The 14,048-nt window shown below is 63.2% G+C and carries 14 protein-coding genes; 8 read left to right on the plus strand and 6 right to left on the minus strand.

From position 1 onward, the window contains the following. Positions 1-63: 63 nt before the first annotated feature. On the plus strand, positions 64-561 hold the full coding sequence (locus ACZYTC_RS15705; RefSeq protein WP_434959559.1) for a hypothetical protein: 498 nt from the start codon (positions 64-66) through the stop codon (positions 559-561). Positions 562-760: 199 nt separating this feature from the next. Next, entirely contained in the window at positions 761-1,324 is a 564-nt protein-coding gene (locus ACZYTC_RS15710) for an invasion associated locus B family protein (RefSeq protein ID WP_434959558.1), read from the plus strand. 195 nt (positions 1,325-1,519) lie between these two features. On the opposite strand, the gene ACZYTC_RS15715 is transcribed toward ACZYTC_RS15710, so the two are convergent. The 3 genes from ACZYTC_RS15715 to ACZYTC_RS15725 form a co-directional block, all read right to left on the minus strand. Further along, complete coding sequence (locus ACZYTC_RS15715) at positions 1,520-2,080, minus strand: queuosine precursor transporter (protein WP_434959557.1); 561 nt, start codon at positions 2,078-2,080, stop codon at positions 1,520-1,522. Positions 2,081-2,279: 199 nt separating this feature from the next. Beyond that, positions 2,280-2,903 carry a DUF1638 domain-containing protein gene (locus tag ACZYTC_RS15720; protein WP_488990032.1) on the minus strand — a complete coding sequence of 208 codons (624 nt, stop codon included), beginning with the start codon at positions 2,901-2,903 and terminating at the stop codon, positions 2,280-2,282. Positions 2,904-2,980: 77 nt separating this feature from the next. Next, entirely contained in the window at positions 2,981-3,673 is a 693-nt protein-coding gene (locus ACZYTC_RS15725) for a corrinoid protein (RefSeq protein ID WP_434959555.1), read from the minus strand. A gap of 455 nt (positions 3,674-4,128) precedes the next feature. Here ACZYTC_RS15725 and ACZYTC_RS15730 point away from each other — a divergent pair, with 455 nt between their 5' ends. Beyond that, positions 4,129-4,809, plus strand: coding sequence for a L,D-transpeptidase (locus tag ACZYTC_RS15730; protein ID WP_434959554.1), 681 nt, complete (start codon positions 4,129-4,131; stop codon positions 4,807-4,809). Between the two features lie 112 nt (positions 4,810-4,921). On the opposite strand, the gene ACZYTC_RS15735 is transcribed toward ACZYTC_RS15730, so the two are convergent. Further along, a complete protein-coding gene (locus ACZYTC_RS15735) occupies positions 4,922-6,274 on the minus strand; it encodes an MFS transporter (protein ID WP_488990033.1) in 1,353 nt (450 codons plus the stop codon). A 219-nt stretch (positions 6,275-6,493) separates the two neighbouring features. Further along, on the minus strand, positions 6,494-7,135 hold the full coding sequence (locus ACZYTC_RS15740; RefSeq protein ID WP_434959552.1) for a PadR family transcriptional regulator: 642 nt from the start codon (positions 7,133-7,135) through the stop codon (positions 6,494-6,496). 287 nt (positions 7,136-7,422) lie between these two features. Between ACZYTC_RS15740 and ACZYTC_RS15745 the strand changes: the two genes are divergently transcribed. Then, complete coding sequence (locus ACZYTC_RS15745; RefSeq protein ID WP_434959551.1) at positions 7,423-8,070, plus strand: VOC family protein; 648 nt, start codon at positions 7,423-7,425, stop codon at positions 8,068-8,070. A gap of 28 nt (positions 8,071-8,098) precedes the next feature. Here the strand turns inward: ACZYTC_RS15745 and ACZYTC_RS15750 are convergent, their stop codons facing one another. Further along, positions 8,099-8,782, minus strand: a complete 684-nt coding sequence (locus ACZYTC_RS15750) for a DJ-1/PfpI family protein (protein ID WP_434959550.1) — start codon at positions 8,780-8,782, stop codon at positions 8,099-8,101. 65 nt (positions 8,783-8,847) lie between these two features. Here ACZYTC_RS15750 and ACZYTC_RS15755 point away from each other — a divergent pair, with 65 nt between their 5' ends. The 4 genes from ACZYTC_RS15755 (at position 8,848) to ACZYTC_RS15770 (ending at position 13,817) form a co-directional block, all read left to right on the plus strand. Then, positions 8,848-9,894 carry a GlxA family transcriptional regulator gene (locus ACZYTC_RS15755; protein ID WP_488990034.1) on the plus strand — a complete coding sequence of 349 codons (1,047 nt, stop codon included), beginning with the start codon at positions 8,848-8,850 and terminating at the stop codon, positions 9,892-9,894. 253 nt (positions 9,895-10,147) lie between these two features. After that, positions 10,148-11,662 carry a sugar ABC transporter ATP-binding protein gene (locus tag ACZYTC_RS15760; RefSeq protein ID WP_434959761.1) on the plus strand — a complete coding sequence of 505 codons (1,515 nt, stop codon included), beginning with the start codon at positions 10,148-10,150 and terminating at the stop codon, positions 11,660-11,662. Then, a complete protein-coding gene (locus tag ACZYTC_RS15765) occupies positions 11,659-12,660 on the plus strand; it encodes an ABC transporter permease (protein WP_434959548.1) in 1,002 nt (333 codons plus the stop codon). Before ACZYTC_RS15760 ends, ACZYTC_RS15765 begins: the two co-directional genes overlap by 4 nt. Before the next feature lie 197 nt (positions 12,661-12,857). Next, a complete protein-coding gene (locus tag ACZYTC_RS15770; RefSeq protein WP_434959547.1) occupies positions 12,858-13,817 on the plus strand; it encodes an ABC transporter substrate-binding protein in 960 nt (319 codons plus the stop codon). Positions 13,818-14,048: the final 231 nt, after the last annotated feature.

Here is a 14,048-nt window from a genome sequence, read left to right on the forward strand (position 1 = left end):
GAGCGCGATTCATTCGAACACGCGTCGTCGCCACCCTATTGAATAATAGGTTTGCGTCCTGTGATGGTTACCCCCTCTCAGCCTCCTCGCCCCCGTGGCGTCATCAGCTTCGTCGACCGCCTGGTGCTGGTGGCCTTCGCTGCCGTCCTGGCCGCGATTGCAGCTCTGGTGGTCGGCGTGATGGGCCTCGCCAATCACGATTTCGGGCAGGAACTAGCCGGCACGGCAGAGCTGTTCGGCCTGAAGGCTCTGGCGACGCTGATCGATGGAACTCCCGTGGAAGACATCGGGGCCATGATCCAGCAAGCCGCAACCGCCGCCCTGGCCATCTGGCTGGCACCGATCGCCCTGGTCGCGGTGATCGGCGAGACCATGGGCAAAGCAAGCTGGATGTTCTACGCCATCGGCATGGCGCTCGCCTTCGCGGTGGCGCCGATGGTGATGAGCCTGAACATCCTCGCGATCATGCTGCTCTACCGCGCTTTGCTCGGCCTGACCGCCATCGGCATCGTCGCCGGCACGGTCTACTGGCTGGTAGCCGGACGGAGCGCGGCGGGTTGAGCGGAGCCAAGTTTGCACGCCATGGTAATTTCGGGACTATTTAACCATTTGCATACCGCGCCAGCGTAGGCTTCGACGCGTTCCGGTCGAACTTTCGCCGGAATCCCTGTCTTTCGTCGCAGTTGCGCGAGGCGCTCCGATTCACGATGATCGGCGCCACCGCTTTCTGCCCTCTTACTTCGGGATCGATCGAGCCAGCATGATGTCCTCAACCCTTCGCATCGCGCTCATCGCCACCGCCGTCGTCGCATTCACCGGTTCGGCTCTGGCAGCACCTCGCAAACCCAAGGCCGAAGCACCGGCTCCGGCAGCCGCCGGAGGCGCGCAGCCGACACCGCTCGGCCAGTTCGGCGATTGGCAAGCCTTCCAGAACGGCACGGCCAAGGGTAAGTCCTGCTTTGCCATCACCAGTCCGAAGGACCGCAAGCCCGCACGGCTGAAGCGCGATCCGGCCACGCTCTTCATCACCCGCCGCCCCGGCGAAGGCGTGAAGAACGAGCTGAGCATGATCACCGGTTTCACCATGAAGGATGGCGGCGACGCCACGCTGAAAGTCGGACGCTCCTCCTTCACGCTCTACACCAAGGGCAGCAATGCCTGGGTGAAGAACGCCGCCGAGGAAGGCACCGTGGTCAACACCTTGCGCAAGAGCCGCGACGCGGTCTTCACCGGCGCTTCCAAGCGCGGCAACAGGACCACCGACCGCTATTCCCTCGACGGGCTGCCGCAGGCCCTCGACGCCATCACCAAGGGCTGCCCATAAGGACTCTGAGCGCAGACATCTCAGCGACATGCTTGCATGTCGCAGTGTCTGCTCCTTGGAACGATCGCACGCAAAAGGGCGCCGCCTGACTTGGCCGCGCCCTTTTTGTAAGCTCTGTGTTTCCAAGAGCGAACAGTTGTCCGCGCTCCCGGGAACAGTGTGCCTGTTCCCGGCAACAGATATCGCTGTTCCCGGTCACACCGTCTTGGCAGAGAGCCTGTCGCGGAAGACGAGATAGCCGTAAACCGGCATCACCACGAAAACCATGGCGATCTTGATGGCATAGTCGGCAATGCCGAGGCTGACCCAGGGCACGTCCGTGCCGACGAAGGCGATCACCCAGAACAGCACGCTGTCGACCGTCGAGGCGAGGATGTTGGAGATGGAGGGTGGCACCCACCAGGCATGCTGGCGGAAGCGGTTGAAGACCTGAGCATCCACCATCTGGCCGGAAATGAAGGCGATGCCGCTGGCGATGGCGATGCGCGGATCCGCGGCCACGAAGGAGACGATCACCGCGATGACGAAGGAGGCGATCACCACCTTGCGCGTCATCTCCACGCCGTGGCGGCGATTGCACAAATCCGTGATGAAGAAGGCGACCGGGAAGATGAAGGCGCCCCAGGTCAGGAAATCCGAGGATCCGGGCACGACATATTGCACGCCCCAGTTGGCGGAAGCGACAATCACGGCGTGAGCCAGCACATAGCGCCAGCGCAAATCGGCGAAATAGTTGAACACAGGGTTGGCGGTCACGACATACCTACGGGAAAGAGAAGATTTCTGGGGCGCTGCCTTACAGCAAAAACGGCCGTCGGTGTAGCCTCTCAATCGCAATTCCGCTTCCCCGGGCCGGCATGACCGCCTTTTTCCGCGCTTACGCCGTAGCCATTCCGCAGGCGGAGCAGAATTTCGCCCCCGGCGGCGCCCGGCCGCTGCTTGGTCGCGGCGCGGACTACGCCCCGGCCTTGCCCGTTTCCAGGAAACGCTCCACGCCTGCCAATCCGGTGTAGTGCATCTGGAGGGGCAGGCCGAGGCGAGCAGCCGCCTCCTCCGCCCTGCGCTCGAGCACCGGATCGGGGAATTGCACCAGGAACATCACCCGCTTGTAATGGCCGAAATACATCGGCAGCAATTGCGGATAGCGATCGAGCTTCAACCCCTTGATCACGAAGCGGTCGAAGTGCCGAACCAGGAAATCGGTGAGATAGAAGGTGCCGATCTCCTCCTCCTGCATGCGATCGAATATGTCGCCCCCGGCAAAGAAGGAATAGCAGTGCGGCCCGTCGATGCGCTCGACGCCCTCTTCGCGCAGGACGTCGTCGAGCAGGCCTCCGGTGCCGCAATCGCCGTAGAGCACCAGGATCTCGTCATATTTGGCGCGATTGTCGCGAATCTTGCGCCGGATGCCGTCGGGGATCTTCTGCGGATAATTGTGCCAGATCGCCGGCAGGCAGGTGACCTCCATATGGTCCCAGCCATTGGCGGCTTTCACCGCCAGGAATTCGCGCGCCAGCGCCCCGCAGGCGATCACCAGCGTCGAGCGGGGGTCATCTGGTTTTTTCGAAGGACTGGTCATCGCCCACTCCCCGAGATCGGGCCTCGCCCATCAGGCAGAACGGCGTCATGCCGCCCTGCGCAGATCCGCTGTCGGGCTCAGCCCGCCATGCCCTGACGCTTGCCGATCAGGGACTTGGCCATCTCCACCGCGATGGCAGCATCGCGGCAATAAGCATCGGCGCCCACGGCTTCCGAGAAGGCCTCGTTCAAAGGTGCGCCGCCGACCAGCACGATGTAGTCGGAGCGGATGCCCTTCTCCTTCATCGTGTCGATCACCACCTTCATATAGGGCATCGTGGTGGTGAGCAAAGCCGACATGCCGAGAATTTCGGGCTGGTGCTTCTCGAGCGCCTCGAGATAGTTCTCGACCGGGTTGTTGATGCCGAGGTCGATCACCTCGAAGCCGGCGCCTTCCATCATCATGGTGACGAGGTTCTTGCCGATGTCGTGAATGTCGCCCTTGACGGTGCCGATCACCATCTTACCGACCTTGGGAGCGCCGGTCTCGGCCAACAACGGGCGCAGCAGATGCATGCCGGCCTTCATCGAATTGGCGGACATCAGCACTTCCGGCACGAACAGGATACCGTCGCGGAAGTCGACGCCGACGATACGCATGCCTTCCACCAGCGCCTTGGTCAGCACGTCATAGGGCGTCCAGCCGCGCTTGAGCAGGACATTGACGCCCTCGACGATCTCGTCGGCCAGACCGTCATAAAGGTCGTCGTGCATCTGCTCGACGAGCTCGTCATCGGGGAGCGTGTTGAGATCGAGATCGCCGTCGGACATGACTTGCTGTTCCTGCACTGGGTGAAGCACGGATTACTATAGAACGCTTCTTAATGCGAGGTAGCCTGACAGGGGCGCCTTGCGCTGTCGCACTGGGGACATCGTATATTCAAACTGCGACAACAGCCCAAAAGAGCGACGGCCTGTATCGCTCAAATGTCCAACCATGTTCTTGCACGCGGGCAGGTTGTCGGCCCCTGGATGCCCGTCGCCCGGCTGGGGCACGGCGCGTTTCGACAAGAGCGCCGTTTTGCCCTACCTCTTGCCATCCCTGCGCCTTTGCGATTCCCGCCGAGTCCGGCTATTCGCAAAACCCGTCGGCAAAACGTTCGAGTTTGACAGGCGGTATTGGCTTGCGCGAACGTTGCATGAAATAGTAGGCCTACGTAACGGAATGTCGTGGCGCCGGCCTTTGGCGCGATTTCGATACTGATGGCTGTTTGGAAAAGGTTGTGATGCCCGATTTATCTCGTCGCGTTTTCGTTCTCGGTGCTCCATTGCTGCTTGCCGGCTGCGCCTCCTCACGTGCCACCGTCGGCTCCCTGTTCAACAGATCGAATGACAGCGGCTTCAACTATCGCGAGATCTATGCCGGCGGGATGGAGAACGGCCATGCCTATCCGCCCATCAATCTGAACGCGATCGATCCCAAATATCTGCGGCGCGTCGTGGCAGCCCCCGACGGCGAGACACCCGGCAGCATCGTCGTCGATCCCGACAACCGTTTTCTCTACCATGTCCATGACGACGGCACCGCCACTCGCTATGGCGTTGGTGTCGGCCGCGAAGGTTTTGGCTGGAACGGCAAGGCCACCATCAAGCGCAAGGCGGAATGGCCGCGCTGGACGCCGCCGCCGAGAATGGTCAAGCGCGACCCGCTGGCCGCCAAATTCGCGGGCGGCATGCCTGGCGGCGTCGAAAACCCGCTCGGTGCCCGCGCCATGTATCTCTATCAGGGCGACCGCGATACGCTCTATCGCCTGCACGGCACCAACGATCCCACCTCGATCGGCAAGTCGATGTCTTCGGGCTGCATCCGCCTGCTCAACCAGGACATCATGGCCCTCTATCACAACACCCCCGTGGGCGTGCGGGTGGTGGTACGGCCTTCGCAGGGCGGTGCCGAGGAGAGCTAAGCATCACACCGAAAAGTGGATGCCGATTTTCAGAAAAAACGATGCAACAACAATAGCATACCAGCACTAGACCCGATGCCGAAGTCGGGTCCGGTGCCGTAACCCGCCCTCCTCAGTCCGGCTTGCGCAGCCCGCTCGACACCGCCCCGATCAATGCGAGGCCGGCGCCAATCCAGGCGATCAGTTCCGTCTGCCCCTGCGCAACCTGGCTGAAGATGACGGCGGCGACCGCCGCCCCCATCGACTGGCCGAGCAGCCGCCCGGTCGATTGCAGGCCGCTGGCTCCGCCGCTGCGCTCGCGCGGCGCGCTGGTGATGATGATGCGGTTGTTGGGCGACTGGAACAGGCCGAAGCCGAAACCGCACAAGGCAAGCCGCCAGACGATGTCGAAGCTGTCGGGCCGCTCGCCCATGCTGGCGACCGCCGCCAGCCCTGCGGCCAGCAGGCAAAGCCCGGCAATGCCGAGTTTCTCGGGCGAGATCCTGTCGGAAAGCCGGCCCGAGATGGGGGCAATCAACGCCGTCATCAATGGCCAGGGCGTCATCAGGAATCCCGTCGCGGCCTCCGAATGGCCGAGCGAGCGCTGCAAGAAAAAGGGCAGTGCCACATAGGCCATGCTCTGTGAAGCGAAGGAGCAGATCGAGGTCGCCATCGACAGCGAGAATATCGGCCGCCGCAAGAGGTCGACCGGCAGCAGCGGCACCGTCAGTTTCAGCGAGCGCCGCACCAAGACGAGGGCCGCCACCGCCGCCCCGGCGATCATCGCCAGCGCCACCGGCATCGTTCCGGTATCGCCGAGACCATCGAGGCCGGCGATCAGAAGGCCGAAGGCGAAAGCGTTGAGGATGGCGCTGACCCAATCGAAGCGATGGCCGGAAGCCGGTGTCTGCGGCAGAGCCCGCGCCGCGACGAAAAGGGCGATGAGGCCGATGGGCACATTGACCAGGAACAGCCACTGCCAGTTCGCCACGGTCAGGATGGCCGAGGCGACGCTGGGCCCGGCGGCCGAGGACACCGCCACCACCAGAGCCGTGTAGCCGACCCCCGAGCCAAGGGAGGCCTTGGGGAAGATATAGCGCACCAGGGCGATATTGACGCTCATGATGCCGGCGCCCCCGAGCCCCTGGACGGCACGCGCCAGCGCCAGCACCGGCAGCGAGGAAGCCTGGGCACAGGCGAAGGAAGCTGCGGTGAACACGGCCAGCCCCGCCCAATAGACCCGCTTATAGCCGATGATGTCGCCGAGCGAGGACAGGGGCAGCAGCGCGATGGTGACCGCGAGCTGGTAGGCGGTGACCACCCAGATCGATTCTGCCGGGGAGACCGCTAGTTCGCCCGCGATCGAAGGCAGGGCGACATTGACGATGGCACTGTCGAGCACCGCCATGGTGAGCGCCATGGCGATGGTCAGGAAAGCCAGAAAGCGTTGGGGAATGGGCAAGCCATCCATGGTGGCGGCATTCATCAAATACTCACAGCGACAAGTGCCGATAGTATCGGCGTCTTCGAGACAATGAATTGAAAAATCACCCGAAACGGCAAACAGGGCGCCGCAACGGCACCCTGCTTCTACGCTTTCTGGATTGCCAGGGAAGTGCCAGCTTTATCCTAGTATTATAAGCAACAGGCTTTGCGATCCCGCGAAGCCGCAGCCTTGGGTGGACGGCCTCGGCAGGCTTGCCCGTCAATCCTGTCCGCCGACGATGTCGCGGGCGGCCTTTTCGATGATGGCGCGGATCCGCTCGGCCTCGGCCTGCGTCCAGGGACCACGATGCATCTGCAGGGCGTGCCGGAACGTATGCAGAGCTTCACGCACCATCTCCGGCGTGGAGCGGGCGGAGAAGGCGCTGGCGGCAAGATCCATACGCGCCATCACGCCATCGACCGCGTCGCGGTTTTCGGCGAGGAAGGCCTCGCCCTCCGGGGTGATGGTGTAGAGCTTCTTGGTGCCCTCCGTGACTTCGCCACGGATGTGGTCCTGCTCCTCCAGGAGCGTCAGCGTCGGATAGACCGCGCCGGGGCTCGGTGCATAGGCGCCGCCGAACTTCTCCTCGATGGCGCGGATGAGCTCATAGCCATGGCGCGGCTTCTCGGCGATCAGCGCCAGGATGACCAGGCGCAGATCGCCATGGCCGAAGACGCGGCTACGCCCGCCGAAGCCCCGACCGAAGAAATCGCCCGGGCCATCGCCCTCGAAACCGCCGCGTCCCCAACGGCCCCCACGACCCGGGGCACACTCCCGCTGTTCCTCGCGGCCCCAGCCGCGAAATCCGCCGCGGCCCGAGAACTCGCCGCGACCGCGGCCTTCATGATGTCGTCCAAACATTCGATATACCTTTCGTTCTATCTTTAAGATGAATCTTAAGATATATCGAAAGATAGATTACGCAAGAGCCTTTTGAAAATTTTGAGCCTTCGAAAATTTTGGCTACCGCATGCAAGCATGATCGCCCCACCTGTCCCTATCCCATCCCCCTTGGGTTCTCCTGACGACGATGGCGGGATGATTGACAGCCCAAACTTGCTGCGGCAGTCTCAAGGCGCTGCGTAGGGCGCACCGGTGCACCGTCGGAAGGGCAATGCCCGCCTACAATCGAAACCACGATTGCGCCTATGCCGAACCTCGAAAATCTCAAGAAGCAGGCCAAGCAATATCTGCGTTGGCATCGCGAGCATTATCATCCGGTCGCCGCCGAGATCAGGGCCGCCTTGCCGCGGTTCCGTCACCTCGACGACCACCAGATATTGGAGGCGAATTTCCAGCTCGCCGACGCTCTGGAACTCGTCGCTCGCCAATTGGGATTCGAGGGATGGGAGGCGCTCAAGACAGGAGCCCCTACCATGACGAACCTTCCGGAAAAGACCGCGCCGCAGGCCTTTTTGAGTTCGATTGCGGCGCAACTCTTCGTCGCCGACGTCACTGCCTCATGCGCGTTCTTTATCGGCAAGCTCGGTTTCGACCTGGATTTTGCCTATGGCGATCCGCCTTTCTACGCGCAGGTCATACGCGACAGAGCGCGGCTCGCCCTGAGGCTGGTGTGCGAACCGGTCTATGTCGGCGATGTCAGGCAGCGCGAGCATCTGCTCGCCGCCGCCATCACGGTCGACAGCACAGCCGAGATCAAGCAGCTCTTCCTGACTTTCCAGGCTGCGGGCGTGGCCTTCCATCAGCCGCTCAGAAAAGAGCCCTGGGGAGCCAGGACCCTCATCGTCCAGGATCCGGACGGTAACCTGATCTTGTTCGCCGGCCCGGCTAGCTGAGCCGTTCCGTCCAACCGGATGGCCGCGCTCACGCGGCCTTGGCGGCAAGCAATCTGGCGACGATGCGCTCCCGCTCTTCAACATAGCTGGAGGCGGAGGCGCGCGCCGCCTCGATCGCGCCTGCCGGCGCCGTCGCGGGGGATCCCGCATCGAAGGGTGGCGCCGGCGCATATTCGAGCTTGAGCTGCACGGCCTCGGCCTCCTCTCGGCCTCGCAGCCGGGCGATGATATCGAGTGCGAAGTCGATACCCGCCGTGACGCCACCACCGGTGATCAGCCGGCCATCGACGACGATACGCTCGGCCACCGGTACGGCGCCGAGTGGCTCTAGCAGATGATGCGAACCCCAATGCGTCGTCGCCCGCTTTCCCTCCAAAAGCCCCGCGGTTCCCAGGACGAGCGCGCCAGTGCACACAGAGGTAATGAAGCGGGCGCTCCAGGCCTGGCGGCGCAGAAAATCGAGGATCATTTCATCTTCCATCAAGGCATTGATGCCGGCTCCGCCCGGCACGCACAGCACGTCGAGGATCGGACAATCCTGCAGCGTCGTCGTGGGCTGGACGGGCCAGCCGCAGGTCGCCGTCACCGGATCGAGATCCTTCCAGATCAGATGCTGGACAACGCCCGGCATCGCGGCGAAGGCGTCGAAAGGCCCGGCTAGGTCAAGCAGCTGGACCTTGGGAAAGACGAGAAAGCCGATCTGCAGCATCATGGCGGTACTCCGTTCCAAATCTTGATATTGACAGAGCCATTGTAGAGCGGCAGATTTTGGCGCAAATGTCGTTTGAACCACACTTTACGCCAAATCCGATCGATGGGCCGCCGCATGGCCGGGCGCCGCGCGCGGTGGATCTGCTCGCCTTCCCGGGATTTCAGCTCCTCGATATCGCCGGCCCCATGCAGGTGTTCGCCTCGGCCAACCGCCTGCTGGAGGATGACGGACGGCTTCCGGCCTATCGCCTGCGTATCGTCGCCAAGCAGGGCCAGGTCCCTGCCTGGGCCGGGCTGACGCTGAAGGCCGAGCCCCTGCCGGAGGTCAGCGAAGCCTGCGACACGCTGGTGATCGCCGGTGGGCGCGCCGTACATCAGGCCGTCGAAGACGCCGAACTCGTCGCCTGGGTGGTGGCCAAGGCCACAACCGCCAGACGGGTCGCGGCTGTTTGCACCGGGGCGTTCCTGGCTGGCGCCGCCGGCCTGCTCGATGGCAAGCGCGTCGTGACCCATTGGGATTCCTGCGCCCTGCTCGCCGAGCGTTTTCCGGCAACACAGGTGGAAAGCGATCCGATCTTCATCGAGGACGGCAATCTGTGGACCTCAGCTGGCGTCACCGCCGGCATCGATCTCACTCTGGCCCTGGTCGAACGCGATCTTGGGCGCGCCATGGCGCTGGCGGTGGCGCGCGAACTCGTGGTCTTCCTCAAGCGGCCGGGCGGGCAGTCGCAATACAGCGCCGCCCTGGCGCTCCAGCATGGCACCTCCCGTTTCGAAGCCCTGCATAGCTGGATGCGGGAGAACCTCGACGCCGACCTGTCCGTCCCCACCCTCGCCGCGCAGGCCAGCATGAGCGAACGCAGCTTCCAGCGTCGCTACCGGGAGGCCACCGGCGTGCCGCCGGCCCGCGCCGTCGAAAGGCTGCGGGTCGAACAGGCACGCACGCTGCTCGCCGACACCGCCTTGCCTCTCAAGCAGATCGCCGCCCGCTGCGGCTTCGGCTGCGAGGAGACCATGCGGCGCGGTTTCGCCCGGCACCTGGCCACCACGCCGCAATCCTATCGCGAGCGATTTTCTGGCGGGCATGCGCTTGGAGCGCGGACATCTCAGTGACATGCTAGCATGTCGCGGCGTCCGCCTTTGCTTTCTTCCTAGATCGGCGTTTCCAAAAGCGGACAAGATGGCCGCGCTCCCGCAATGGCCGATTGACAGAACCCGCCGTCCAGTTAATCTGACAATTGCGAGGTACGTAACTCATTCGCCCGTGCAGATGGCGAAGGGGACGTTGGCGGGAAACGAAAACCAGGAACCGGATTTGTCTCAGGCGGAAGCGAGCAAGGCTGCCGGGCAGAACCAGACCGTCCCGGTGCTGGCTGCCAGTGGCCTGTCCAAGAGCTTTGGCGCCATCGAGGTGCTGAGCAACATCGCGCTCGACCTCAAGGCAGGCGAGGTTCACGCCATCATCGGCGAAAACGGTGCCGGCAAGTCCACCCTGATGAAGATCCTCGCCGGCCATCTGCAGCCGAGCCGGGGCACGCTCGCCATCGATGGCGAGCCGGTGCATTTTTCCGGCCCGGTCGATGCCGAGCATCGCGGCATCGTGCTGGTGCATCAGGAGATCCTGCTCGCGCCCCACCTCACCGTGGCCCAGAACATCTTCCTCGGTCGCGAAGTCCGCCGCGGCCTCATGGTCGACGACCGGGCCATGAACCAGGAAGCCGCGCGGGCAGTTCGCGAGCTCGGGGCTGAGATCGCGCCGACCCGGCTGGTCGAACGCCTCTCCATCGCCCAGCGCCAATTGGTCCAGATCGCCCGCGCCCTGGCGGTGCCGCACCGCGTGGTGATCTTCGATGAGCCCACGGCCTCCCTCACCGCAGTGGAGACGCAGGCCCTCTTGAAGGTGATCACCGCCATCCGTGCCAGGGGTGCGGCGGTTCTCTACATCTCGCACCGCCTCAACGAGGTGAAGGCCATCGCCGACCGCGTCACCGTGCTCCGCGACGGCAAATGGATCGCCACCAGGCCCACGACCGAGCTCCAGCCCATCGACATGGCGCAGTTGATGGTGGGGCGCGACATGGCCAATCTCTATCCGCCCAAGGATATCGCGGATGCGGACTTGACGGTCTCGAAGGAGCCCCTGCTCGCGGTCGAGCATTTCAGCGTGCCGGGCTTTGTTGCCGAAGCCAGCTTCAGCCTGCAGGCCGGCGAGATCCTCGGTTTTGCCGGCTTGGTCGGCGCTGGACGCACCGAGCTGTTCGAAGGGTTGCTGGGTCTGCGTTCCGCTACGGGCACCCTCAGGCTCGAGGGTCGACCTGTGCACTTCGGCGAGCCCCGCCAGGCCATGGAGGCCGGCATCGTCTACCTCTCGGAGGATCGCAAGGGCAAGGGCCTGTTGCTGGCGCAGGATCTGCGCACCAACCTCACCTTGGCCGCGCTCGATCGCTTCACCTCGGGCGCCTTCATCGACAAGGCGCGCGAATGGAGCGCGCTCAACCAGGCCTTCCAGGATTTTGATATCCGGGCCCGCTCCAAGACCCTGCTCGCCGGCCAGCTTTCTGGCGGCAACCAGCAGAAATTGCTGCTCGCCAAGATGATGCTGCTGGAGCCGAGGATCGTCATCATCGACGAACCCACTCGTGGCATCGACATCGGCACCAAGGAACAGATCTACCGTTTCATCGCCGCCCTCGCCGCCAGGGGCAAGGGTGTGATCGTGATCTCCTCCGAGATGCAGGAACTGATCGGCGTGTGCCATCGCATCCTGGTGATGCGCGGCGGGCATATTGCCGGCGAGGTCAAGGGTGAAACCATGACCGAGGCCGAAATCGTGGTGCATGCCACCGGCGTTTCCAGAGAAGAAGCGAGAGCACAGATATGAGCGGAGAGCTCGCCCCCACCAAGGCTGCAAGCCGCTTCCAGGATTTCGACCTGCGCGCCATCGCGCCCTTCGCGGCACTCGCCGTGCTGATGGTGCTCGGCTATTTCGTCAATGCCCGCTTCATCGACCTCGACAACCTCACCAATGTCCTGGCCCGCAGCGCCTTCATCGCCACCATCGCGGTCGGCGCCACCTTCGTGATCACCGCCGGCGGCCTCGACCTCTCGGTCGGCTCGATGGCGGCCCTGGTCTCGGGCGTGATGATCCTCTTCCTCAACAAGGCCTATATCGGCGACGGCTATGCCCTGCTCGCCATCGGCATGATCCTGGCCTTGCTGCTCGGCGCCCTGTGCGGCGCCGCCAACGGCCTGGGCGTCACCGCCGGGAGGCTCGAACCCTTCATCGTCACGCTCGGCACCATGGCGATCTTCCGTTCGCTGCTGATCTGGCTGGCCGACGGCGGCTCGATCGCCATGAAGTCGATGGAACTGCGGGCCGATTACCGCCCAGTCTATTTCGGCACCATTCTCGGCCTGCCCTTCCCGGTCTGGGTGATCATCGCGGTGGCGGTTATCGGTGCCTTCTTGCTCTACCGCACCACTTTCGGGCGGCACGTCATGGCCGTTGGATCCAACGAGGATGTCGCCCGCTATTCCGGCATCTCGGTCGGGCGCGTGCGCATGCTCACCTACATCATCCAGGGCCTGTGCGTCGCCATCGCCGTGCTGGTCTATGTGCCCAGGCTCGGCTCGACCACCTCCACCACCGGCCTTGGCTGGGAATTGCAGGCCATCACGGCGGTCGTGGTCGGCGGCACGGCGCTGCGCGGAGGTGTCGGGCGCATTTGGGGCACCATCTGCGGCGCGCTGATCCTGGAAGTGATTTCCAACATCATGGTGCTGTCGAATTTCGTGTCGGAATATCTGGTCGGCGCCGTGCAAGGCGCCATCATCATCATCGCCATGCTGGTGCAGCGCTCGCTCGCCCGGAGGAGTTGAGCCACCCCACCCACATGGAGTGGGCGGCACAAACCCGCCCCCAAATGCGTTTTGCGATTAGACGGACTCACTTCGAATCGCAAAGACGCTCTGGCCAATCCTTTGGATTGGCTTGGAAACAAAGAATTAGAGCAAAGAAGCGTTTCCGCTAAAACGCGCTTTGCTCTAGGGGAACGAAAAGCGCTAGGGAGGATATCATGCGCAAATTGCTGACGGGCCTGATGACGGCCGGTCTCTTCGCACTTGCCGGCACAGCGGTTCAGACGACGGATGTCAAAGCCGCCGACAGCAAGACCATCGCCGTCTCGATCCCAGCCGCCGATCATGGCTGGACGGGCGGCGTGGTCTATCACGCCCAGCAGGAGGCCAAGGCGCTGGAAGCGCGCTATCCAGGCCTCAAGGTCATCGTAAAGACCTCTCCCGACGGCGCGGCGCAGGCCAACGCCCTCGAGGACTTGACCACGCAGGGCATCAACGCCCTCGTCGTACTACCGCATAATTCCGACGAGCTGACCGACCCGATTCGCCAGGTCAAGGGCAAGGGCGTGTTCATCACCGTGGTGGACCGCGCCCTGCGCGATCCGATCCAGGATCTCTACGTCGCCGGCAACAATCCGGGCCTGGGCACCGTCTCGGCCGCCTACGTCAAGGAAAAGCTCGGTGGCAAGGGCGACGTCGTGGTGATCCGCGGCCTGCCCATCGTCATCGACGAGCAACGCGTCAATGCCTTCAACGAGGGCCTGAAGGGCTCCGAGGTCAAGGTGATCGACAGCCAGTTCGGCAATTGGAGCCGCGACGATGCCTTCAAGGTCATGCAGGACTTCCTGACCAAGCACCCCAAGATCGATGCGGTGTGGTGTCAGGACGACGACATGGCTGTGGGCGTGCTGGAGGCGATCAAGCAGGCCGGCCGCAGCGACATCAAATTCGTGCTCGGCGGTGCCGGCATGAAGGACATGATCAAGAAAGTCATGGATGGCGACGCCACCATCCCGGCGGACGTGTTGTATCCGCCTGCCATGGTCGCTGTCGCGATGGATCTCACCGCAGCCGGTCTCTACGACAAGCTGCCCGTACGCGGCTCCTATATTCTCGATGCCACGCTGGTGACCAAGGACAACGCCAAGGATTTCTACTACCCTGACTCGCCGTTCTGAGCGAGAATGACAAACGCGAATGCCGCCCTCCTGATGCAGGGCGGCTTTTTTATTGCGATGATTAAGGTACAATAATACCAAATTAGGCAATACCTATTAGGGATTGCAGTCATACCTCAATGCTACAATCTAATACTTAAGTATCATTGGAGAGGTAGAGTCCAGGCGCCCAATTTCGCCCCAGAAGTGTCACATTCTAGACGCAATTTATCCATGACGACATTCGGCCAC

It is taken from the genome of Labrys sp. F242 (genome assembly GCF_057813875.1).